The organism is Asticcacaulis sp. EMRT-3, assembly GCF_030027245.1.
In the GTDB taxonomy this organism is placed as follows: domain Bacteria; phylum Pseudomonadota; class Alphaproteobacteria; order Caulobacterales; family Caulobacteraceae; genus Asticcacaulis.
Genome location: NZ_JASERT010000001.1, coordinates 723,531 through 747,024, shown reverse-complemented (window position 1 = coordinate 747,024; position 23,494 = coordinate 723,531). Strand labels below are relative to the sequence as shown.

The 23,494-nt window shown below is 59.7% G+C and carries 22 protein-coding genes and 1 tRNA gene; 10 read left to right on the top strand and 13 right to left on the bottom strand.

The genetic code is table 11. The features are described from left to right. Positions 1-37: 37 nt before the first annotated feature. The 3 genes from QB905_RS03645 to QB905_RS03635 all read left to right on the top strand — a co-directional run bounded on the left by QB905_RS03645 (position 38) and on the right by QB905_RS03635 (position 2,869). A complete protein-coding gene (locus QB905_RS03645; protein ID WP_282973206.1) occupies positions 38-523 on the top strand; it encodes an RrF2 family transcriptional regulator in 486 nt (161 codons plus the stop codon). Between the two features lie 97 nt (positions 524-620). Beyond that, positions 621-1,046, top strand: coding sequence for a MerR family transcriptional regulator (locus QB905_RS03640; protein ID WP_282973205.1), 426 nt, complete (start codon positions 621-623; stop codon positions 1,044-1,046). A 32-nt stretch (positions 1,047-1,078) separates the two neighbouring features. Then, the gene (locus tag QB905_RS03635) at positions 1,079-2,869 is read left to right on the top strand and encodes an acyl-CoA dehydrogenase C-terminal domain-containing protein (protein WP_282973204.1); all 1,791 of its coding nucleotides are present in this window, start codon (positions 1,079-1,081) and stop codon (positions 2,867-2,869) included. Positions 2,870-2,978: 109 nt separating this feature from the next. Here QB905_RS03635 and QB905_RS03630 read toward each other — a convergent pair whose 3' ends face one another. Further along, positions 2,979-4,040 (bottom strand): hypothetical protein, encoded by a 1,062-nt coding sequence (locus QB905_RS03630; protein ID WP_282973203.1) that lies wholly within the window; start codon positions 4,038-4,040, stop codon positions 2,979-2,981. Positions 4,041-4,280: 240 nt separating this feature from the next. On the opposite strand from QB905_RS03630, the gene uvrA reads away from it, so the two are divergent. Continuing rightward, positions 4,281-7,193, top strand: coding sequence for an excinuclease ABC subunit UvrA (gene uvrA, locus QB905_RS03625; RefSeq protein WP_282973202.1), 2,913 nt, complete (start codon positions 4,281-4,283; stop codon positions 7,191-7,193). A 241-nt stretch (positions 7,194-7,434) separates the two neighbouring features. Here the strand turns inward: uvrA and secD are convergent, their stop codons facing one another. The 3 genes from secD to QB905_RS03610 form a co-directional block, all read right to left on the bottom strand. Beyond that, complete coding sequence (gene secD / locus QB905_RS03620; RefSeq protein ID WP_282973201.1) at positions 7,435-10,050, bottom strand: protein translocase subunit SecD; 2,616 nt, start codon at positions 10,048-10,050, stop codon at positions 7,435-7,437. Between the two features lie 61 nt (positions 10,051-10,111). Continuing rightward, complete coding sequence (yajC, locus tag QB905_RS03615) at positions 10,112-10,462, bottom strand: preprotein translocase subunit YajC (RefSeq protein ID WP_282973200.1); 351 nt, start codon at positions 10,460-10,462, stop codon at positions 10,112-10,114. Positions 10,463-10,672: 210 nt separating this feature from the next. Next, positions 10,673-11,917, bottom strand: a complete 1,245-nt coding sequence (locus QB905_RS03610) for a M23 family metallopeptidase (RefSeq protein ID WP_282973199.1) — start codon at positions 11,915-11,917, stop codon at positions 10,673-10,675. A gap of 263 nt (positions 11,918-12,180) precedes the next feature. Here QB905_RS03610 and QB905_RS03605 point away from each other — a divergent pair, with 263 nt between their 5' ends. The 4 genes from QB905_RS03605 to QB905_RS03590 are packed head-to-tail and all read left to right on the top strand — an operon-like array spanning position 12,181 to position 14,740. Further along, complete coding sequence (locus QB905_RS03605) at positions 12,181-12,609, top strand: hypothetical protein (protein ID WP_282973198.1); 429 nt, start codon at positions 12,181-12,183, stop codon at positions 12,607-12,609. Positions 12,610-12,616: 7 nt separating this feature from the next. Continuing rightward, positions 12,617-13,147: an RNA polymerase sigma factor gene (locus tag QB905_RS03600; protein ID WP_282973197.1), complete on the top strand. Its 531-nt coding sequence runs from the start codon at positions 12,617-12,619 to the stop codon at positions 13,145-13,147. After that, positions 13,144-13,458 carry a hypothetical protein gene (locus QB905_RS03595; protein WP_282973196.1) on the top strand — a complete coding sequence of 105 codons (315 nt, stop codon included), beginning with the start codon at positions 13,144-13,146 and terminating at the stop codon, positions 13,456-13,458. The genes QB905_RS03600 and QB905_RS03595 overlap by 4 nt, the downstream gene beginning before the upstream one ends. A 40-nt stretch (positions 13,459-13,498) precedes the next feature. Next, complete coding sequence (locus tag QB905_RS03590; RefSeq protein ID WP_282973195.1) at positions 13,499-14,740, top strand: hypothetical protein; 1,242 nt, start codon at positions 13,499-13,501, stop codon at positions 14,738-14,740. Here QB905_RS03590 and QB905_RS03585 read toward each other — a convergent pair. The 9 genes from QB905_RS03585 to QB905_RS03545 all read right to left on the bottom strand — a co-directional run bounded on the left by QB905_RS03585 (position 14,737) and on the right by QB905_RS03545 (position 20,898). Continuing rightward, entirely contained in the window at positions 14,737-15,378 is a 642-nt protein-coding gene (locus QB905_RS03585; protein WP_282973194.1) for a protein-L-isoaspartate(D-aspartate) O-methyltransferase, read from the bottom strand. The two genes, QB905_RS03590 and QB905_RS03585, sit on opposite strands and share 4 nt — an antisense overlap. Beyond that, a complete protein-coding gene (surE, locus tag QB905_RS03580; RefSeq protein ID WP_282973193.1) occupies positions 15,375-16,181 on the bottom strand; it encodes a 5'/3'-nucleotidase SurE in 807 nt (268 codons plus the stop codon). The genes QB905_RS03585 and surE overlap by 4 nt, the downstream gene beginning before the upstream one ends. Before the next feature lie 145 nt (positions 16,182-16,326). After that, positions 16,327-16,403 (bottom strand) — tRNA-Pro (locus QB905_RS03575). A gap of 80 nt (positions 16,404-16,483) precedes the next feature. After that, positions 16,484-16,975: a MerR family transcriptional regulator gene (locus QB905_RS03570; protein ID WP_282973192.1), complete on the bottom strand. Its 492-nt coding sequence runs from the start codon at positions 16,973-16,975 to the stop codon at positions 16,484-16,486. A 29-nt stretch (positions 16,976-17,004) separates the two neighbouring features. After that, entirely contained in the window at positions 17,005-17,307 is a 303-nt protein-coding gene (locus tag QB905_RS03565; RefSeq protein WP_282973191.1) for an integration host factor subunit alpha, read from the bottom strand. A gap of 95 nt (positions 17,308-17,402) precedes the next feature. Next, positions 17,403-18,383: a beta-ketoacyl-ACP synthase III gene (locus QB905_RS03560; protein WP_282973190.1), complete on the bottom strand. Its 981-nt coding sequence runs from the start codon at positions 18,381-18,383 to the stop codon at positions 17,403-17,405. 3 nt (positions 18,384-18,386) lie between these two features. Beyond that, entirely contained in the window at positions 18,387-19,568 is a 1,182-nt protein-coding gene (gene plsX, locus QB905_RS03555) for a phosphate acyltransferase PlsX (protein WP_282973189.1), read from the bottom strand. Between the two features lie 142 nt (positions 19,569-19,710). Next, positions 19,711-20,250, bottom strand: coding sequence for a DUF177 domain-containing protein (locus QB905_RS03550; RefSeq protein ID WP_282973188.1), 540 nt, complete (start codon positions 20,248-20,250; stop codon positions 19,711-19,713). Between the two features lie 12 nt (positions 20,251-20,262). Next, entirely contained in the window at positions 20,263-20,898 is a 636-nt protein-coding gene (locus QB905_RS03545; RefSeq protein WP_282973187.1) for a ubiquinol-cytochrome C chaperone family protein, read from the bottom strand. Between the two features lie 117 nt (positions 20,899-21,015). Between QB905_RS03545 and bamE the strand changes: the two genes are divergently transcribed. Together bamE and QB905_RS03535 are read left to right on the top strand one after the other, a co-directional pair. Continuing rightward, positions 21,016-21,510, top strand: coding sequence for an outer membrane protein assembly factor BamE domain-containing protein (gene bamE / locus QB905_RS03540; RefSeq protein ID WP_282973186.1), 495 nt, complete (start codon positions 21,016-21,018; stop codon positions 21,508-21,510). A 126-nt stretch (positions 21,511-21,636) separates the two neighbouring features. Beyond that, the gene (locus QB905_RS03535) at positions 21,637-23,484 is read left to right on the top strand and encodes a beta-L-arabinofuranosidase domain-containing protein (RefSeq protein WP_282973185.1); all 1,848 of its coding nucleotides are present in this window, start codon (positions 21,637-21,639) and stop codon (positions 23,482-23,484) included. Positions 23,485-23,494 lie beyond the last annotated feature (10 nt).

Below are 23,494 nucleotides of genomic sequence, written 5' to 3'. Positions count from 1 at the left end.
GCAATCTTCGGCGCGGTCTGAAAACGGAACCGCGCCGATGATTCTCAAAAACCAGGTCGAATGGGCCCTGCACTGCTGCGCCGTTCTGGCGGGCCTGCCGACGGAGCGTTATCTCGCCACCCGGGTGCTGGCCGAATTTCACGGCGTGCCCAAGGAATATCTGTCAAAGGCGCTGCAAGCCCTGTCGCAGGCCGGGATCGTCACCAGCACGCTGGGCCCGACCGGCGGCTACCGGCTGGCACAACCGGCAGAAAGCATCAGCTTTCTCGATATTGTCGAAGCGATTGAGGGCCGCCGCGCCACCTTCGCCTGCACCGAAATCCGCCGCAACAATCCCTGCCGTCCCAGCGATGCTTGCGAAAAGGCGCCTTGCGCCATCGCGCGCGTCATGTGGGCCGCCGACGAGGCCTGGCGGAGCCGTCTGCGCGCCGTCCGCCTGTCCGACATCGCCTTGCACCTGCTGGAATATCCCGGCCCGGAAGCCCTGCAACGCAATATGACCTGGCTGCTAACGCATAACTGACTTCCCTAGCGATAACAAAAATTGTTGACGACATGGCCTATTGCCCCTACCTTGACGTTAACGTCAATATAGGCCTGATCAGATACCCAAAAAAGATATGGAAACGCCGCACAAAGACTCGCACCGCACCTATTCGATCCGTCAGCTTTCCAAGGAGTTCGACGTTACGGCGCGCGCCTTGCGCTTTTACGAAGACAAGGGCCTGATCCATCCCGAACGGCGCGGCCAGACGCGCATCTACAGTCCGCGCGACCGCGCCCGCCTGCAACTGATCCTGCGCGGCAAGCGCCTCGGCTTCTCGCTGGTCGAAATCCATGAAATCCTCGACCTCTATACGCCCAAGGATCACGGTGCCTCACAGATGCGCGCCACCCTCGTCAAATATCGCGGCCAGATCGAAACCCTGAAGCGCCAGCGCGACGACATCGACGCCGCCGTCAAGGATATGCAGGAGGGCTGCGTCTGGCTGGAAACACAGATACATGAGCTTGAGGCGCAGAACCTCAAAAGCAACAACGCCTAAGGCAAAAATCCAAACCACAGGGATAAACATCGATGACCTACAAGGCCCCCGTCCGCGACTACGAATTCCTCATCCGCGACGTGTTCCAGACCGATCAGTATCATGATGTGCCGGGCTTCGCCGACGCCGATTCCGATACGGTCATGGCTATTCTGGAAGAGGCCGCGAAGTTCACCGAAGAAGTGGTTGCGCCGATCAACCTGACCGGCGACAAGGAGGGTTGCACCCTCAATCCCGACACCCATGAAGTCACCGCGCCTAAGGGCTACAAGGAAGCCTATAAGGCCCTGACCGAAGCGGGCTGGACGGCGCTTTCCGGCGATCCGCAATATGGCGGACAGGGCCTGCCGCACTTCGTCAATACGGCCTTTTCGGAAATGCTGTCGGGCGCCTCGTCGGCGTTTGGCATGTATCCGGGCCTGACCGAGGGCGCGATCTCGGCCCTGACGGCGGGTGGCACCGACGAGATGAAGGCGCTTTACCTGCCCAAACTGATCTCCGGCGAATGGTCGGGCACGATGAATCTGACCGAGCCGCATTGCGGCACCGATCTGGGCCTGCTGCGCACCAGGGCGGTGCCCAATGAGGACGGCAGCTACAAAATCACCGGCCAGAAGATCTGGATCTCGGCGGGCGAACATGATTTCACCAGCAATATCTGCCATCTGGTGCTGGCGCGCATCGAAGGCGCACCGGCAGGCGTCAAGGGCATCTCGCTGTTTCTTGTGCCGAAATTCCTGCCCGACGCCGATGGCCAGCCCGGTGAACGCAACAGTCTGCAATGCGCCGGCCTCGAACACAAGATGGGCATTCACGGCAATTCGACCTGCGTGATGGTCTATGAAGACGCCAAGGGTTTCCTGCTCGGTCAGGCCAATGAGGGCTTGAAGATCATGTTCTATATGATGAACGCCGCGCGCTACGGCGTGGGGCTGCAAGGTCTGGCCATCGGCCACGCCGCCTATGTGGCCGCCGAACAGTTCGCCAAGGATCGCTTGCAGGGCCGCGCCCTCACCGGCCCGAAATCGCCCGAACTGCCCGCCGACTCGATCCTCGTCCATCCCGATGTGCGCCGCATGTTGCTGGAGAGCCGCGCCCTGATCGAGGGCGGTCGCGCCTTCCTGATCTGGGGCGCGCTGCAAGCCGATTTCCAGCACCATGCGCCCGATGAAAAGGCGCGTGAAAAGGCCAGCGACTATATGGGCCTGCTCACCCCCGTCATCAAAGCCTATCTGACCGAAAAAGGTTTCAAGGTCACGTCCGACGCCATGCAGGTGCATGGTGGTTCGGGCTTCACCGAACATTTCCCAGCCTCGCAATATATGCGCGATGTGCGCATCACCCTGATCTATGAAGGCACCAATGGCGTGCAGGCGCTTGATCTGGTCGGTCGCAAACTGCCCTCGAAAGGTGGCCGCGCGCTGCAAACCTTGCTGGGTGAAATCGACGCCTATATCGCCGCCGAAGAGCCTTCATCGAAGGCGCCCGCCTATATCGCAGCCCTGAAAGCCACCAAGGCGAAGCTGATGGACGGCACGATGTGGCTGATGCAAAACGGCATGGGCAACCCTGACAATGCTGCCGCCGGTTCGCTCGACTATCTCCACCTCTTCGGCCTGACCTGCATGAGCTATATGTGGGCCATGATGGCCAAGGCGGCGCAAGCGGCCATTGACGGCGGTAACAGCGACCCGTTTTATGCCACCAAGCTGAAAATCGGCCGTGTTTTTCTGGAGCGCATCCTGCCCGATGCCGACGCTCACCTTGCTAAAATGAAGGCCGGGGCCGAAGCCCTTATGGCGCTGGAAGACGATCTGTTTTAGAGCGGTTTGCATTCTGATTGAATCGGTCAAAGGCATGCAACCCGCTCTAGATTTTACGTTTTTCCGCATCTCGCATTCAATTTGTAAGTCAAATTAAACGCTCGTTGCTCTAGCAGGAATCGGACAGCGAGCATTCCCCCTTGACGCGATTAGCCCTGCCTTCGCTATAGGCGCCTTTGTGCGGCATATGGTCGTCGTGGCCGGGATCTGTTGGCCCCTGCACCACGCGCCGCCAGTAATCATCGTTGCCGGGCGTAGCCTGAGACTGCCGTTTTGCCAGCACCTTGTCGTATTCGGCAACGTGCTTCACGCCCAGTGACCTGGCCTCGCTTAGCTTGCTCATATGGCAATCGGCGGGGATGGCCTTGCCCTTGATCTGCTGATCGACGCAATAGTCATGATCCTGCAAGGCCTGACTGACCGCACCGCGGCCATTCACACCCATACCCGAAAGCCCGCCCGGCAGTTGCACCGTGCCGAGACGGCTGCCCACTGCCGGCTCCCCGCCCGCCGATGAGCCGCCCGGATTGACGGTCGGTCGGGTCAGCCCCGAAGGCTGCACGGCATTCAGCGCCGGCAGATTGATCGAAGGCACCTGATGCAGTTTGAGATCGGACAGCTTGCCCAGCGCATTGTCGTCCCTGGCCACCTTCTCATTGTCTTTCTTCTTGGTTTTCAGACTAAGGCTCATCTCGCGCGGCGCTTCGACCTGCGGCGTCGCCACGGGTGATGGCAGGGGATTGACCTGAGGCACCGGAACAGTCACTTCAGGCGCGGGCTGCGGGCGCTGCACGGCTTGCGACGGCGCGGACTGAGCAGCCGGAGCCGGTTGCGGCTGAGTAACATCGCGTGGCGGCACTTCGGGGCGCTCAGGCATCTGCGGTATTACCTTTGGCCGGGGCTCTGGCCTTGGCAAGGTGACGCGCCACAATTCGACCGGTTCGGGCTGATCATCGGTTTGCCAGCTTTGCGACAAATGCCAGGCATCGGGACGCTCGCTCAGCAGCATCCAGATCAGCGCCAGATGCACCACAACCGATATGGCCACCGCCGCGCTCAAACGGCCACGGCGATCCAGCCGTCCGAAATAGGGCCAGGCGGCATTCAGGGCGCGCGCGTTCCATGCGTCGAAATTCATCCAGAAGCGTTTGCCGCCCGGCCTGTCATCCATATGTCAGCCCCTCCTGAGGTGAGCTTGACCAAGAAACCCGACTTAACTGTGTTCCGATTGCGCCAGAAAGTCAAAAAGACCTGCTGACAGGATTTGACAGCCAGACCCGCCATCTCCATATGCGCATCAGGACGGCGCGATGCGCCCATCAATGTTGCCAAAATGTTCTTGCGTGCGCCTGGTAAATCGCGCAAGAGTTCCTCTATAAATCTCTTTGTTCTTTCCCCGGATAAGGTGCGTATGGCTCATCACCCTTTCGACCAGGATTTCATCAGGATCAGGGGCGCGCGCGAGCATAATCTCAAGGGCGTGGACGTTGATATTCCGCGCGGCCAGCTTGTCGTGCTGACCGGGCTTTCAGGCTCCGGCAAGTCGTCGCTGGCGTTTGACACCATCTATGCCGAGGGCCAGCGACGCTATGTCGAAAGTCTGTCGGCCTATGCGCGTCAGTTCCTGGAGCTGATGTCGAAGCCCGATGTCGATCTGATCGAAGGTCTGTCACCGGCCATCTCCATCGAACAGAAGACGACCTCGAAAAATCCGCGCTCGACGGTCGGCACCGTCACGGAAATCCATGACTATATGCGGCTGTTGTGGGCGCGCGTCGGCGTGCCCTATTCACCCGCCACCGGCCTGCCGATCGAAAGCCAGACGATTTCGCAGATGGTCGATAAGATTACCGCCCTGCCCGAAGGCACGCGCCTTCTGCTGCTGGCCCCCTTCGTGCGCGGTCGCAAGGGCGAGTATAAAAAGGAAATCGCCGATCTCCAGCGTCAGGGCTTCCAGCGCCTCAAGGTCGATGGCGAATATTACGCCATCGAGGATGCGCCGAAACTCGACAAGAAGTTCAAGCATGACATTGACGTCGTTGTGGATCGCGTCGTGGTCAAGGCCGGCATCATGGCCCGTCTGGCCGACAGTCTGGAAACCGCACTGAAGCTGGCCGACGGTCTGGCCATCGCAGAATATGCCGATAAAGCCGAAGGCGAGGACGAACCGAAACGCATTATCTTTTCGGAGAAATTCGCCTGTCCGGTTTCGGGTTTCACCATTTCGGAAATCGAGCCGCGTCTGTTTTCGTTCAATAATCCGTTCGGCGCCTGTCCGGCCTGCGATGGTCTGGGTGTCAAGCTGGCCTTCGACAAAAGCCTGATCGTGCCCGATCCGAAGGCGACGCTGGGCGGCGGCGCTATCGCCGCCTGGTCGAAAGGCCCCTCGCCGCTCTATAGCCAGACCCTGCAAGCCCTGGCGCTACATTATGGCGTCAAGATGGACACCAGATGGCAGGCCCTGCCCGAAAATGTGCAGGACATTATCCTCAATGGTTCCGGCTCAGAAAAGATCAAGTTCGTCTATGAAGACGGCTCGCGCCGTTATGATGTCACCAAGCCGTTTGAGGGCGTGATCCCCAATATGGAGCGGCGCTGGCGCGAAACCGATTCGGCATGGGTGCGCGAGGATCTCGGCCGCTACCAGTCGGAAACGCCGTGCGAGGCCTGCGGCGGTGCGCGCCTCAAGCCGGAGGCTCTGGCGGTCAAGATCGATGCCAAAAATATTGCCGAAATCTCGGCCTTGTCGATCCGTCACGCCCACCAATGGTTCAGTGACATTGAAAACCGCTTAAGCGAAAAGCAGATGGATATTGCCAGGCGCATCCTCAAGGAAATCAAGGATCGCCTGCGCTTTCTCAATGATGTCGGGCTCGATTATCTCAACCTGTCGCGCAATTCCGGCACACTCAGCGGCGGCGAATCGCAGCGCATCCGGCTTGCTTCGCAGATTGGATCGGGCCTGACCGGTGTTTTGTATGTGCTCGATGAACCGTCCATCGGCCTGCATCAGCGCGATAATGACCGGCTGCTGGAAAGCCTGAAGGGCCTGCGCGATCTCGGCAATTCCGTGCTGGTGGTCGAACACGACGAAGACGCCATCCTGACCGCCGATTTTGTGATCGATATGGGCCCTGCCGCCGGTGTGCATGGCGGCGAGATCGTGGCGCAGGGCACGCCCGCCGATATTAAAGCCAATCCGAAGTCACTGACCGGCCAGTATCTGACCGGCAAGCGTGAAATACCGAAATTCTTTTCCAAAGATTCGCCCGATGGCCGCAGGCCCATCGACCGCAAGAAGATGCTGAAAGTGGTCGGAGCGCGCGGTAATAATCTGAAAAATGTCACCGGCGAGATTCCGGTCGGGGTCATGACCTGCATCACCGGCGTTTCGGGCGGTGGCAAATCGACCTTCACACTGGAGACGCTGTATAAGGCGGCGGCGCGGCGGCTGAATAATGCCTCGGCCCACCCCGCTCCGCACGACAAGATCGAAGGCCTGGAATTCTTCGACAAGATCGTCGAGATCGACCAGTCGCCCATCGGCCGCACGCCGCGCTCCAATCCGGCCACCTATACCGGTGCCTTCGGCCCGATCCGTGACTGGTTCGCCGGCCTGCCCGAAGCCAAGGCGCGCGGCTATGGGCCGGGGCGCTTTTCGTTCAACGTCAAGGGCGGGCGCTGCGAAGCCTGTTCGGGTGACGGCCTGATCAAGATCGAGATGCACTTCCTGCCCGATGTTTACGTCACCTGCGATGTCTGCAAGGGCAGGCGCTATAACCGCGAGACGCTCGACATTGTGTTTCGCGGCTATTCGATCGCCGATGTGCTCGATATGACGGTGGAGGAAGGGGCGGAGGTCTTCAAGGCCGTGCCGAGCATCCGCGACAAGCTGAAAACGCTGGAGCGGGTTGGCCTTGGCTATATCAAGATCGGCCAGCAGGCCACCACCCTGTCGGGTGGCGAGGCGCAGCGCGTCAAGCTGTCGAAGGAACTCTCCAAGCGCGCCACAGGCAAGACCTTGTATATCCTTGACGAGCCGACCACCGGTCTGCATTTCGAAGATACGCGCAAGCTTCTGGACGTGCTGCACGAGCTGACCGACAATGGCAATACGGTCGTGGTCATCGAGCATAATCTCGATGTCATCAAGACCGCCGACTGGCTGCTCGATTTCGGCCCGGAAGGCGGCGATGGCGGCGGCGAGATCGTGGCGCGCGGCACGCCTGAGGCTGTGGCTGATAATCCGGCAAGCTGGACTGGCAAGTATCTCAAGGGAATGCTGGCCAAACACCGTGAGCGTCAGGCTGAACCGGCGGAATAGGTTGGCCGACACATCGCCTTAGTCTTGAGCGTTTAAATAAAAAAATGAACCACGGAAAACACGGATCGCCGCGTAAGCGACGTCACGGATAAACAGGTCATGCTGGTGTAAGCATTCGTCCCAAATCCGTGTCATGGCCAAAGGCCATGATCCGTGTTTTCCGTGGTTTAAATCTATTTTTGCTTGCAAAAAAACACGAAAGCCGAGGCTTCCGCGCTTTTTACATGATTTGAACCGCAGCTTACGGCATCTGCTTCGGCTTCTTGCCACCCTTGTAGCCGCCCATATCGACGATCTCGACATCGCCGGCATTGCGGTTGACGCCCCAGAGCAGGATGACCGGCGCAGCGACATAGATCGACGAATAGGTGCCGACAATAATACCGAAGATCATCGAAATCGAGAAGCTGAACAGCGCATCTCCACCCAGGAAGGCCAGGCCGGACAAGGCCATCACCGCCGTCAGGCCGGTAATGATCGTGCGCGACAGGGTTTCGTTGATCGACAGATTGATCAGATCGGCCAGCGGCATCTTCTTGTATTTGCGCAGGTTTTCACGCAAGCGGTCAAACACCACGACCGTATCGTTCATCGAATAGCCGATAATGGTCAGGATGGCCGCCACGGCGCGCAGATCGAAATCGAGCTGAAAGATAGCAAACAGGCCAAAGGTCAGGATCACGTCGTGGAAAAGTGCCGCCACAGCGCCCAGACCAAACTGCCACTCAAAGCGGAACCAGATGTAGATCATCATCAGGCCGATAGCGATGAACAGAGCCATAATGCCGCCGGTCAAAAGCTCGGACGACACCTTGGCCCCTACCACTTCGGTATTGGAGAATTTGGCCGACGGGAAAATCTTCGTCAGCCCCGCCTTGACGTCTTCCACCTTGTTGACCGGGTCAACCGATGGCGATTCAAAGCGCAGAATGGCATCCGTGCCGTTACCGACGCCCTGAACCTGAACATCTTCAAGGCCTTGAGCATTCAAGCTTGCGCGCAGACGCGACAGATCGAGCGGCACGCCCGGCGTGTAGATTTCAAGCGAGGTGCCGCCCTTGAAATCGACGCCGCAGTTCAGGCCGCCACAGGGTGCTTTAAGCGGGTGAATGCCATCCTGCACGGAAACAACCGTCAGGAAAAGTGAAACACAGACCGCGATCACCGAAATGATGGTGGCGTATTTCGAAAAATTGACGAAGTGAATCTTGGTGTTTTTCGGCAGTATCTTGATCAGCGGCCACGCCTTGGGTGCCACGTCATCGGCAATCGGCAGAACCTTCGGGCGCCGCCACTTGAACCACAGGGCCACCAGAACCTGGGTCACCATGACGGCCGAGAAGACCGAGGTAAAGGTGCCGAGCATCAGGGTGACGGCAAAACCCTTCACCGGCCCTGCGCCGAACATATACATGATGGCGGCGGCCACCAGCGTGGTGACATTGGCGTCGAGAATGGTTTCCAGCGCCTTCGAGAAACCGGCATTAAGCGCCGCGATCAGACTGCGCCCGCCATGCACCTCGTCGCGCATCCGTTCGTAGATCAGCACATTGGCGTCCACGGCCATCGCCAGGGTCAGGATCAGACCGGCAATGCCCGGCAGGGTCAGGGTGGACTGCATCAGCGACATGCCGCCGATCAACAGCAGCAGATTGACGATCAGGGCGGCCACGGATATGCCGCCGAACAGCAGGCCATAGGCCAGGAACATAAACACGATGACCGAAATGAAGGCGATGACGGTGGACAGCTCGCCCTTGGCCACAGCATCGGCACCCAGTTCGGCGGTCACCGTGCGTTGCTGCTCGAATTTCAAAGGTGCCGGCAAGGCACCGCCATTGAGCACCGCCACCAGATCAGACGCCTGCTGCGGCGTGAAGGAACCGGTAATCTGGCCGTGGCCGCCCAGAATCGCGCCCTGAATCTTCGGCGCGGACACGATCTTGCCGTCAAGAATGATCGCAAACTTTTGGCCGATATTTTCCGATGTCGCCTTGCCGAATTTCTTCGCGCCGGTCGAATCGAAAGTGAAATCAATAGCCGGCTGCTGGTTCTGGTCAACCCCGACCGTCGCCTTGGTCAGGTTGTTACCCGATACCAGCACGGCCTTGTGCACGACAACCAGTTGGCCGCTTTCTTCATCCGGCAGGGCTTCCGAGCCCGGCGGAATGCGATTGGCGGCGATGTCGGCGGGGCCTACGGTTTCATCGACCATCTGGAAGGTCAGCTTGGCGGTCTGGCCGATAATGCGCTTGAGTTGCTCAGGATCGCTCTCGCCCGGTGCTTCCACCACGATACGCGACGTGCCCTGACGGGTGATGGAGGGCTCCTTGGTGCCGAGATTATCAATCCGGCGGCGCACTATCTCGATCGAGGTATCGACGGCGCGCGAAGCCGTTTCGCGGATTCCGTCATCGGTCAGGGTCATGGTGATCATCTGATCGGCACCGCGCTGCACCGTCAGATCCTTCTGACTTGGATTCTTCGGCAGGGGCGAAGCCATCTTGCTGAGTTCGCTATAGGCCTTGTCGAGTTGCGCCGGATCGGTGATGCGGACGCTGACCGTATGGCCTGAATTGCCGAGATTGCTGAATCCGATTCCCAGTTCGCCCAGTTGATTGCGCACATCCTCGGTCAGGTTGGTGGTGCGTTCCTGAACCAGAGCATCGGTATCGACGCCAACCAGCAGATACGAGCCGCCTTGCAGATCGAGGCCCAGATTAAGCGTTGCCGTGGGCAGGAAACTCTTGACGGAATCGCGGGCACTGGCGGGCAGGAAATTGGGAAGCGTAAACACTACGCCCAGCAGGACAGCCGCAATAACGAGGCCTACCTTCCAGCGGGATAAATTGATCATGGTCTGAGTGCTCGGTCGTGGGCGGATTCGGAAAAAATTTCAGCGCTAATTCAGGCTGTTATCAGGCGGCCTTGTCGTTGGCCGGGGCCGGTTCGCCCTTGGCGCGCACCTCGTTGATCTGCGCTTTTACGACGCGCACATTGACGCCCGTAGCGATTTCAACCATCACCTCGGCCTCTTCGACGCGGGTGATCTTACCAATGATGCCCGATGACAGAACCACAGTGTCATTGCGCTTCATGGCCGCCAGCATCGCCTTGTGCTGCTTGGCGCGCTGCTGTTGCGGGCGAATCATAAAGAAATACATGATGGCCACGAAACCGACCAGCATCGGCAGCATGGAAAGAAGATCGCCACCAGGGGCGGCAGCAGCGGAACCGGCGGTTTGCGCGAAGGCAGGCGTAGCGAACACAGGCATCTCCTGAAAATCAGGCCATATAAAAAACAACCCGCGAATGGCATATCCGGGGGTAAAAATGAGGTGTGCCATACATAGGCACATGAAAAAAAAGGTCAATGAGATAATTAATTACGTTGCGGATGATCCCGGACGCGAAAAGAGCGACCGTAACGGGCCGCTCTTTGACTGCTTCAGGGCTGTTCCGGCATGTAACTGACGCGGTCAGGGCAGAACCAGCCTGGGATCGACAGGGCGCGCAATATCGGTGGAGGGCGTATAGCGCACCTCGAAATGCAGTTGCGGCTTATCGATGACGCCGGTCTGGCCCACCGTGCCGATTACCTCGCCCTTGGTGACCGTCTCATTATTTTTCACGCGCATCGAATCGAGGTGCGAATAGCCCGTGTACCAGCCATTGCTGTGCTTGATATAGACCGTATTGCCCAGCTCCTTCACCTGATCGCCTTCATAAACGACGATGCCATCAGCGGCAGCCCTGACCTCGGTGCCGATGGGCGCGCCGATATTGATGCCGTCATTGCGAACATTGGGCGCCAGTTGGCCAAACGGCACCAGCAGCTTGCCACGCACCGGCCAGACGAACATGCCGTGCCCCATTTCGGCGATGCGCGCATTGCTGGGGAAACCGCCGGGTGCGGCTTCGGCAGGCGTCGGCTGAGCCGTTTTCGCTGCTGTGGCGGCAGGCGTCGTTGCGGCGGCTTGCGAAGGTGCCCTGACGACCGGTTTTACAGAAGCAGGGGCTTTTACCGGCTCAGGCTCAGAGACAGGCTTTGCAGCAGGCGGTGTAACGACCGGCGCGGGCTTTTTCTCAACGGGCGGGCGACGCTTTTCAGCCAGTGCCGTCGCCAGCTTGACCATGCCCGTGCCATTGGCGTGCGGATCCAGTCCTTTATCTACCGCGCTGGGCGGCAGCAGGACTTTTTCGCCTATCCGCAGGCTGGCATTCTGAGACAGGCCATTGATCTCGTAAAGCTGCTTCACCGGCACGCCGAAGCGGCGCGAAACCCCGTAAAGCGTGTCATGGGCCTCAAGCACGTAAACATAGGCGGCGCGCGTATCCCTGACGGGCGCAGCGGCCATATGGGTATCATGGTGCGTATCACGCGCAGACGCCGGGGGCGTGGTGTTTTTCGTCATCTCCTCAGGCGGCGGCGGAGGTGGCGGCGGGGGCGGCAGATCGCTGACCGACACGGTGCCCTGAGATGCAGCAGCGGGCGCGGTGGCAACCGGCGCGGCGGCGGGTACGGGCTGATCGTCACCGGCCTGAGCCGGGGTTTCCGTCGCTTCGGCGGGCTTATCCTGCATATAGATCGGATATTTCGGCTCAGGCATCTGGCCCGGAGTCGTACAGGCCTGCAATGCCAGCACCAAGAGCCCGCACATGCCTGCGGCTATCAGTTTCACGCCACGCAGGGCCAGGCAGGTATCGGGCTCTTTACGGGTCATGGCTGTTTCCTCCGGCATCAGGTTTAAGCGTCCTTAAGATTTTGTTCAGGCAAGTCTATGCGAACTTATGGATAATGAATCCTTACCATGCCTGCTCCTTGAAGGTGAAATTCGACCAAAAGACGCCCAAAAGCGTCAAAATCGGGGACAATTTAAAAAAACGACGCCCGCGCATCCAATCCGCATCGCGGCGGACATTCAGTTACAAAAGCCCGCAAGGTTTTGAATTTTACCTTCATGCGCGTCCAGAAAAGGAACCTCTCATGACATTTTCCACGCTTTTCGCCAGTTACTGGTGGCTGATCTTTCCTATAGGCGGCATGTTGATGGGGGTATTCGCCATGAGCGCCCATTTTCATCACCGTAACGAAACCCTGAAACTGATTAAATCCTATGCCGATCAGGGCAAGGATCCACCCGCCGCCCTGCTCGAAGCGATCCGTTCCGATGAAGACCGTGCCTATGAATTGCGCGGTCGTTATGGACGTCATGGCCGTTACGGCCCGTGGGGCGTCTGGCGCAAGGTGGTGATCTGGAGCGCTCTGGCCGCCGGCTTCTCCTATGCCGGACACTATAGTCATCTCGGTGAGAACAATGCCGTCTTCACCGCACTCGGCGTTGCCTTTGGCGTAGCGGCCGTGGCCTCGCTGGTCTGGGCCCTGATTTCGACCTTCACCATGCCCAGGGCGTAATGGCCGCATGTTCGGGACAGAGGCGCGCATCAGCCTGCTGCAACAGGCGAAGAAGGGTTCCGACGCGGCCTTCTCCCGGCTGGTGGCTGAACACCAGCAGGCGGTGCGGGCCTTCCTGCGCCGCCTGTGTGTGCGCCCTGATGACGCCGACGATCTGGCGCAGGAGGCTTTCGTCACCGCCTGGTCGCGCCTCGACCGGCTGCATGATGAGGCCCGCTTTCGCAGCTTTGTTTGCGGCATCGCCTACCGCAAGGCGCTCAATGATCGGCGCCGCTTCCACCGCGCCGCCGCACGCGACACCGACTGGCAGGACGTGCGCCCGCAAACCGCGTCATCAACGGTGGACCAGAAACTGGCGGTCGAACGCGCCCTGATGGCCCTGCCGCTCGATCAGCGCGCCGCGATTTCGCTGTGCGTGGCCGGTGATTACAGCCATGCCGAAGCCGCCGAAATTTTGGGGCTTCCGCTTGGCACGATCAAGTCGCATATTCAAAGAGGCCGGCACAAACTGGCCGAACTGTTAGGTGTACCGTCATGAACCCCTCCCATTCAGAACCGGATGCGCTGAAAGCCCTGCTGATGGACGCGGCCCCGCCCGCTCCACCCGCTCATGACCTCGCCTTTGCGCTCGATGTCATGAAACGCATCGAAAAGCGCCGTCTGATCGAGGGTTTACTGACCCTGGCATCGGGCATGGTGACGCTGTGCGCCTTGCTTTATGTGGTTATGCCCTATCTCAGCCCGGCCCTGATTGGCCTTGGCAGCGCCCTCGCCCCGGCCTTGGCCGTTCTCATCACCTTAGGCGCCCTCTTGACGATTCCCCCATTCCGGCGCTACCTGCCGATCTGAGGGGCGGCGCGTAAACCCGCCATTGTACGGGTGATCAATAATGGACGCCTTGTCCGTTTTGCGGGCGCTGACCCGCAACAGGCTGCTTTTGGCTCTGTTCGCGCTTTTCTGCGCCTGGCCGGTAGGATACGGCGTCTGGCATATGATCACCCATCACGCCTGGATGCTGATGGACATCGACGCGGTATTATGCGGCGCCAAGACTCTGGCCGCACACCGCTCACCCTATGCTATCCATCCGCCCGTTTGCGACGCCATCCGCCCGGCGGCCTATGTCTATGCGCCGCAGGTGGCCTATCTGTTCTTTCCGTTACTCCATACGTTTGGCGTGGCGGGCACGCGCACCCTGTTCATCTGGCTGCTGCTCGCACCGGCCACGCTTTTCCTGCTGTGGTTCGCCCTGATCCGGCCCTTTCCCGGCATCGACATCCGCTACCGCCTGCTGGCCTTCGCCGCCCTGACGCCGATGACCTTTGTGTGCGCCAATATCGGCCTCGTCATGCACGCGCTGGTGCTGGCGAGTTTGCTGCTGTTTCGCAAGACGCGCTGGCCGTTCACGCTGGTGGTGTTTCTGTGCGCCTGCGTCAAACCGACCTTCCTGGCCTATTTCATCCTTTTCCTGCTGGCCGACGAAGCCTTGTGGCGGCGGGTTTTCGCTTTTTCGTGGCGTGCCGTGGCCGGGGTTGGCATCTTCTATCTGATGATCATAACCGACGGCCATTACGGCCATGCCTGGCAAAAGACACTGCATTCGGTGGCGATGGCGCGTCAGGTCGGCATGGGCTGGTTCGAACTGACCAATTTCGTCTTTCATGTGCGGGGATCGTCGCATCTCAATGTCGAACTGGCGCTCGGCTTCATGGTGGTCATGCTGCTGGCCGGTATGGCGATGGCGCGTTGGGGAAAACTGACAAGCGACGAACGGCTGGTGCTGGTCATGGGACTGGTGCCGCTGATGACGCCGCGCCTGCTCGATTATGACATGGTGCTGATCGTGCCCTATGCCGCCCTGCTGATCAGCCTCATTCACCGCATCGGCGGCAAGGTGCTAGCCTTTGTCCTGTCGTGGATTTTCACCATCTGGTTGATATATGGCATCATCACCACTATCACCGGCGATAGCTCGTGGCACCGCACGCCGATGGACATGCTGCTGTTTGGCCTGCTGACCGGCATTACCGGCCTGACGGCGGCCTTTCAACCGTTGCTACAAGGCCGCAAGGATGATGATGAAACGGGCCGCGGCGCGAGTGTGCCGACGCGCGCGGTTGGTGAGGCTTAGCCCTCTTTCGCCACACCGCTGATCAGCGGCACAAAGCGCACCTCACCGAGATCCTCGATCTTGTAATCGCCCTCCGCCGACTTGGTGTAGCGCAGCAGGCGCTGGGTCGAACCACGCCCCTGCGGCCCCACCATGACGCCCTTCGGCTTGAGCTGGGCCAGCAGATCGACCGGCGCTTCCGGCAGGGCGGCGGTGACGAGGATGCGGTCGAACGGTGCCTGTTCGGGCCAGCCCTGCCAGCCGTCGCCGAAGCGGTAGATGATATTTTCCAGCATCAGCCGTTTGTGACGGGTTTCAGCCTCCAGCATCAAAGACCGGTAGCGTTCGACCGTATAGACATAGCGCGCCAGCCGCGCCAGCACCGCCGTCTGGTAACCCGACCCCGTGCCGATTTCGAGCACACGATGGCGGCCTTCGATTTTCAGTGCCTGAGTCATCAGCCCGACGATAAAGGGCTGCGAAATGGTCTGGCCGCAATTGATCGGTATGGCCGAATCTTCCCATGACCGATCAAGGAACAGCTCGGGCACGAACAGGTCGCGCGGCGTGTGCTCCATCGCCGTCAGCACCTTTTTGTCAGTAATGCCCTGCTCACGCAGGCTGTGCATCAGGCGCTCAAGCCGTGTTTCACCGCTCATTGGCCAGCCTCGCGCACTGGAGTGACGATGGATTTCGGTGCCACCCCGCCCATAGTTTTTCGCAGAGTGTGCAGGGTTTCGTAATGGGTCAGGTCAAGATGCAGCGGCGTTACGGAAATGCGCCCTTCCGCCACGGCCTTCAGATCGGTGCCATCGACCAGACTCTGTTGCAGGCTGTGGAAATTGAGCCAGTAATAGTCGCGGCCGCGCGGATCGACGCGCTTGACCGCGTGCATTTCATGCAGGTCGCGGAAGCCCTGGCGGGTGACTTCGACGCCGCTGACGGCCTCGGCGGCGCAATCGGGGAAATTGATGTTCATGACCACATCTGTGGGCCAACCGCGTTCCAGAAGGTGGCTGATCACCGGCGCGCCATAGGCCACCGCCGCCGACCACTGGCTTTCGCTCTCCATATCGAAATCGAGGCATTGCGACAGGGCGATGGAAGGAACGCCGAGCGTCATGCCTTGCAGCGCTCCGGCCACCGTGCCCGACAGGGTAATGTCCTGCGCCAGGTTGAAACCGCGATTGACGCCCGACAGGACGAGATCGGGCGGTTCAGGCATCAGGTCATTGACGGCGATCTGCACGCAATCTGTGGGCGTGCCGGAAACGGCGAAGCGCTTTTCGCCCAGGCAGAGGGCGCGCAACGGGTCATGCAGGGTAATGCCGCGCCCCGTGCCCGACTGCTCGATGACCGGCGCACACACCCAGACATCGTCGCTTAAGCGCCGCGCGATATCATAAAGCACCTTCAGCCCGTAGGCCTCGATGCCGTCATCATTGGTGAGCAGGATACGCATGAAAATCTCGCGGACGGGAGCCTTGTTTTTAAGGCCATTTGCCACGACAAGGCAACCGCGCGGAAGACGGATTTTCGCTTTTCCTAAATGGAACAGCACGAATCAAAAATCCCCCGGCCTGAACCGGGGGATTTTGAACTTTAAATGGTCGGAGCGACAGGATTCGAACCTGCGACCCCTTGACCCCCAGTCAAGTGCGCTACCAGGCTGCGCCACGCTCCGTCCACACCATCCAGTGCTTTAAGCCCCTTCAGGAGAGGCGGCTTATAGAGACGAAAATCAGCAGCCGCAATCCCCAAAACTCAGTTTGATGAGAATTTTCCGCGTTTTGTATCCCTGCCGATCTGCCGACCCAGCAGGGTCTGCGCGGCTTCGAGCCGACGGGCGATGTCGAGCAGGCGCGCGCGTACATCCGCGCTCATGACAGGCGTGTGTCCGGCCATATCCGCATCTGCGGTTTCACCTTCAACCGGTTGTGAAACCTGATGCGCTACGCCAGCCTGTTCCGGCTCATGCGAGGCGGGCAGATGACTGGCGCTGAGGATCGCCTTTTGGCCCTCATCCTTGAACAGCTTTTGCACACCGCGAATCGTGTAGCCACGATCATAGAGCAGGGTTTTGACGCCGATCAGCAGATCAACATCCTGCGGCCGGTAAAAGCGCCGCCCGCCCGCCCGTTTGGTAGGGCGGATAAAGGTGAATTTGGTTTCCCAGAAACGCAAAACATGCTGCGGCACGCCCAGACTATCGGCGGCTTCGGAGATGGTTCTTAAGGCTAAAGGCCCTTTACTCACCGCGTTTCTTATCCTTACCCGGTCTTCAATCAGTCGTGCGTACCGGCATCGACGCGCGCCTTGACGATCTGCGAAGCGCGGAACGAAATCACCTTGCGCGGATCGATTGGCGCTGGCTTGCCCGTTTTCGGATTGCGGCCAACGCGCGCATTCTTTTCACGCACCTGAAAGACGCCGAAACCCGATAGCTTCACCTCGTCGCCGCGCTCCAGCGCCTCAACCACCAGATCGAGCGTGCGCTCAACAATGGCGGCGCATTCCTGCCGCGGCAGGCCCAGCTCGTTATGGACATCCTCAAACAGTTCGGCTCGTGTCAAGGTTTGCGTTTTCATGGTGTCTGCGCCCAGCTATGGATAAGGTATCGGCTAACATGCCGCAAATTCACCTTGTCGTCAAAGGCTTATTATAAACAGCTCACGCGAACGGTTTATACCCGGATCGCCGCCGCGCCCCAGGTCAGTCCGCCGCCCAGCGCCTCGATCAGCACCAGATCGCCGCGCTTGATGCGGCCATCGCGCACGCCTTCATACCAGGCCAGCGGAATCGAAGCCGCCGAGGTGTTGGCGTGCATGGCCACGGTGGAAATCACCTTGTTTTCATCCAGCCCCAGATGGTGGGCCACACCATTGAGGATGCGCTGATTGGCCTGATGCGGCACGAACCAGTCGATCTCATCGAGCGTCAGGCCCGATTTGGCGATAGTGGCTTCGATGGCCTGCGAAATCTTCTGCACGGCCTGTTTGAAAACCTGATTGCCCTGCATTTTGATCTTGCCGATGCGGCTTTCCGCCTCGAACATGCCGCCCGACACATAGAGCAGATCGGTTTTCGAGCCGTCGCAGCGCAGATCGAAACCGAGAATGCCGCGATCCGCCGTTGTGCCCTCGCCTTCCGCAGGCTCCAGAACCACGGCGCCTGCGCCATCGCCAAACAGGATGCAGGTCGAGCGGTCGCTGAAATCGAGCAGGCGCGTCATCGCCTCGGCGCCGATTACCAGCACGCATTTCGCCATGCCACGCGCCACGAATCCATCGGCCACGCTGAGCGCATAGACGAATCCCGAACAGACCGCCTGCACATCGAAGGCCGGACAGGTGGGCGCACCGATCTTTTGCTGAACGAGCGAGGCCGTGGCCGGAAAAGGCATGTCCGGTGTGGTGGTGGCCACGATGATCATATCGACCTCGGCAGGCGTCCGGCCAGCGGCAGCCAGGGCCACGCGCGCCGCCTCGGCCGCCAGATCCGATGTCGTCTGCCCCTCCGCCACGCGATGGCGCTGGCGAATACCGGTCAGTTCGACGATCTTAACGTCGGACGTTTCGACAAGTTTCTCGAAATCGGAATTGGGCATTACCGTTTCCGGCAGATAGCCGCCCACGCCCGTGACCGCCGATCTTAACACACGCATAGTCTAGCTTACCTTATTATCCGCCGCGACATCCGCCACATGACCGGGCGCTTGGGCGTCTCTTATATTTGTATCTTCACCGGTTACGGCAAGAGGATTGCTTTCATCATCGTTCAGGCTTTGCGTCAAAAGGGCCAGCGCGCTTTCGATTTCCTGCGCATAACCACTACTGGCCAGCGAAGCTCCGACGCCAATCGCATTGGCAAAGGCCTTGGCGTCCGCCCCCCCGTGACTTTTGATTACGATGCCTTTTAGGCCGAGCAAAGGCCCCCCATTGGAGGCCCCCGGATCGACCCGCTTGGCCATTGTCTTCAGCGCCGAGGCCGCCAGAACCGCGCCCAGCATGGCCAGTGGCGATGATTTGAAAGCCTCTTTCAACAGATCGCGGATAAAACGCGCTACGCCCTCGGCGGTTTTCAGCGCCACATTACCGGTGAAGCCATCGGTCACCACCACATCGACAATGCCGGTACACAGATCTGTGCCCTCGACAAAGCCATGATAATTCAGTCCCAGCTTCGTGTCACGCATCAGACGGTGGGCTTCACGCACCTCCTCATGGCCCTTCACATCTTCCGAGCCGACATTGAGAATCCCGATGCTCGGCTTATCTACGCCGCGCACGGCACGATGGAAGGCCGCGCCCATCATGGCGAATTCGATCAACTGGCGTGCATCCGAGGTGACATTGGCCCCGACATCGAGCACCGTGCCGTAGCCACGTTTATTGGGCCACAAACAGCCGATGGCCGGGCGTTCGAGATCGTCGGTCATCATTTTGAGGATCATTTTCGACAGCGCCATCAGCGCACCGGTATTGCCCGCCGAAATGATCGCCTTCGCCTCACCCGATTTTACGGCGTGGATCGCATTGGCCATGCTGGTATTGCGACGGCGCAGAGCCTGAGCCGGTTTTTCGTCCATAGCAATGCACTGGTCGGTGGCGATCAGCACCGACCGGCTTTTAAGCGCCGGATGACGCGCCAGTTCGGCATTGATGCCTTCGGCATCGCCATGAAGCTGGAAAAACAGTTCGGGGCGTTCTTTGAGCAGCAGGGCCGCGCCCGCCACGGTTACCGCCGGGCCATGATCCCCTCCCATAGCGTCGATAGCGATGACTAAGGCCCCCTCCGGTGGCGCGCCTTGCGGTGCGCCGTTTGGTGTCTGAGCTTCGGAAACTGTCAAGGCGGGGAATCCCTGTGGGCGGTCTTTGTCGCAACATGCGCGCAATCCCGGCTCGAATTCAAGAGCCATTTCGGGCCATGCACAAACAGGCGACGATAGCGTGACTTGCCAACTATGCAAGTTTTATCGCAGTGCGGCACGCTTATTCATCCCGCTTAAGTCGGGCCAGCACCGCGAAAGGCGAAGGTTCGGGCTCCGTTTCCGGCTCCTCGAAGACGACGCCGGGCTTGCGCGCAAACGGATCATAGGCCTCACCCAGCGCCTCGATCACATACTGGCCAAGGTCGATCTGCCCATTGGTGATGACATCGGGCTCATCCAGATCTTCGAGCGAAAACTCCCGCGCGCCGATCTCGGCCACTTCGTCGGTCAGGCGCGTGCGTTCGATGCAATCGAGGCGCAATACGCCTTCAATCGCATGGTTGAAGGACTCGGTGGTCACGCCGCATTCCTGCGTCACCTCGCCGTTCAGATGCAGGTCGATATGCACGACCGGCTTGGTTCCTGCCGCAGCGCGCGTTACGATATGGGCGGTCAGGGCATCCAGAGACATCATGCCGAAGGCGCGCGCGATCACCTCACGCCGCTCAGCATCGGCGCTCAGATCGAGGCTCAGCCCCCGTAACGCCGCATCGAAACGCACCTTATGCTCCCAGAGAGCCGCATCCTGATCTTCTAGCATCCTACTCATCCTTCAGGCGGCTTCCAGTGCCACCGGTTCGGGCCAGCTCAGCCGCCCGTTCATAATATCCTCGGCCCGCAGCGCCACCCTGACGGCGCGCGCATAGGCCGCGAACGACAAGGCTTGCCCGCCGCTGTTTTTCGCTGCGGAGGCAAGGGCTTCCGCTTCGTCCTCATTGCCCGGTCCGGCATAGGCCGAGCCGGCGTAAATTGTGCGCAGGGCGTAATCGACCTGGGCCGCCTCGCCTTCCAGCCATAGCTCATCCCAGCGCTTCATGCGCGTATAAATGATCTGGCCCAGCGTCTTCATTTTTTTCGGCACGGCCAGATCGCCTGTGCCCTGTTCGCGCAGCGTGGTATCGAGCGCCAGCAGGAACGAATCAAACAGGGCCTGCGCCGTTTCCTGCGCCTGCGCGAAACCCGCCTCCTCAGCCTGCACCGCGCGCAGGGCATGGACAACCATGCCAATATGGAAGGTCAGCAGTTCGAATCGTGCGCCTATTTCATCGGCCACACCATAGTCGAGATAGAAGACCGGCAGGCGCGAACGTTCCACGCATTGCGCATATAGCCTCTCACCGGCAGCTTTCGCCAGTCTGGGCGGCCTGCGTCCGAACAGGGTCTGGACTATGTTCAGAAATGGCTGCATTCTTACGCCCGGTCTTGTGCGATTTTTTTGCTGTGCGCGGCCTTCTTTAGGCCTTAAGCTTGCCCTAAGCCTAAATTTCTTATAGGTCAAATGCGTTTCGCACCTTACAGGACTGACATGCTGCCGCGTATGAAAACCTCACTGGCCCTGGCGGGCGCTGCCCTTCTGGCGCTTGGCGCATCAGCCTGCGCCCCCACCATGACGCATCATGGCTATCTGGCGTTCGATGCCAAACCCTCCACCGACATCAAGGTTGGCGACAGTCAGGCCACGGTGCTGGACAAGCTGGGCGCACCGTCGCAAACCTCGATCTATGATCCCAATGAATGGTATTATATTGATCAGGTATCGATGAAGATGACCTATAAGAAGCCCCATGTCACGGCTCGCTCGGTCACGATTATCGATTTCGACAAATCCAACAACACCGTATCAGATGTCCAGACCCTGTCTCTGGCCGACGGTCGCAACCTGACGCCTAATCCGAACAAGACGCCAACGCGCGGCCGTTCGCTCAGCGCCATCGAGCAGTTGCTCGGCACGGTTGGCCATCAGCGCCTCACCGATGGTCAGGACAGCGATCCCGGCAATAATAATCACCGTCGTGACTGACGCCCGGACACGCCTATGATTTTTAAAGCCTGTGAGTTTTCTCACAGGCTTTTTTATTGCACCTCTCGAAATTGTCAGACATTTTGTGCTAAATTGTCTGTAAACAGCCATAAGAGGAACCGCCCCATGCCCGAAATGTCCAGACGTGCCTTTCTGGGCCGCAGCACACAAGCCGCCTGCCTGTGCTGCGCTGCAAGCACCTTGCCTCTGGCAGCGAACGCGGCTTCCCCTGCCATTCGTCCCGCCCTCAGTCAATTTCAGTATGGCGAGGTGCAATTGACCGACGGCCCTCTGAAGGATCAGTTTGACGCCCAGCACGCGCTTTTCTTAAGTCTGGATAATGATTCGCTGCTCAAGCCGTTTCGCGTGAAAGCCGACATGCCTGCGCCCGGAGCGGATATGGGCGGATGGTATGACGTGTCCGATGATTTTCATGTCGGCGACAAGGGCATTGCCGATAACTGGCATGGCTTTATTCCCGGTCACAGCTTCGGCCAGTATGTGTCGGGCCTGTCGCGCGACTACGCCATAACCGGCGATCCAGCCACCAGGGCCAAGATCACGACGCTGATCGAGAATTACATTCCCACCATTTCACCGAAATTTTTCGACGATTACAATCTGCCCGCCTATACCTATGACAAGCTGGTGGTGGGGCTGATGGACGCCTGGACGTTCGCTGGCGTCAGCGCTGCCAAACCTGCGCTTGACCACCTGACTGACATTGCCCTGCCCTATCTGCCCGAAAAGGCCCTGACGCGCGACGAGATGCAGGCGCGGCCGCATGACCGTCTGGCCAAGACCTTCGACGAAAGCTATACCCTGCCGGAGAACCTGTTTCTGGCCTGGCAGCGCGGCATGGGCGAGCGCTATAAGGCCCTGGCCACGCGCTATTTCGCCGTTGAGGGCTATTTCGGCCCTCTGGCGCAAGGGCAAAACCCGCTGGCCACGCAACATGCCTATAGCCACGTCAACGGCCTGAGTTCGGCGGTTCAGTCCTATCTGAGCCTGGGCGATGAAACCTATCTGCGCGCCGCCAAAAACGGCTTTCAGATCGTCAGCGACCAGAGCTTCGCCACCGGCGGCTGGGGCCGCAATGAAGGTCTGCTGGCCAGCGACGACACGGAAAGCCTGTACAAGAGCCTGACCGAAACCCATGCCAGTTTCGAGACGCCCTGCGGCGCCTATGGTCATTTCAAGATTACCCGCTACCTGTTGCGCCTGACCGGCGACAGCCGTTACGGCGACAGCATGGAGCGGGTACTGTACAACACCATTCTCGGCGCCAAACCCACCGAGCCGGATGGTCGTACCTTCTACTATTCAGACTATAATCAGGCCTCGACCAAGGTCTATGCCCGCGACCGCTGGCCGTGCTGTTCGGGCACCTTCATCCAGCTCACCGCCGATTACGGCGTCAGCGCCTATCTGTTCGACGCTGAAAACCTGTACGTCAACCTCTATGTGCCGTCCAGGGCACAGGCGCATTTCGGCGGGCAGAAGGTGGTGCTGGCGCAAGACACGCAATACCCGGTCGCAAACACCAGCGTCTTGACCATAACGACGGCAAGGCCCGCCACTTTCGGCCTGAAGCTGCGCATTCCGGCCTGGGCCGGGCCGCAAACCCGGCTTACCATCAATGGCCAGCCAACCGATGTGGCGCTGACGCCGGGTCGGTTCGCCACGATCACGCGCACCTGGAAAAACGGCGACCGGATAGATTTAAGCCTCGATATGGGCCTGCGCCTCGAACCGCTCAATACAGCCCACCCGGAAATGGTAGCGCTGATGACCGGGCCAGTCGTGCTGTTCCCGACGGGCGATGGCGATGCCAGCCTCAGCCGCGAAGCGCTTTTGTCGGCCAGACCCGATCCTTCCGGCGACTGGCTGATCCGGGCCGACCGCGACGTGCGCCTCAAGCCCTTCCCGGCCATCGGTGATGAAACCTACCGCCTCTATACGCGGCTCGCCTGACCTTTTCAAA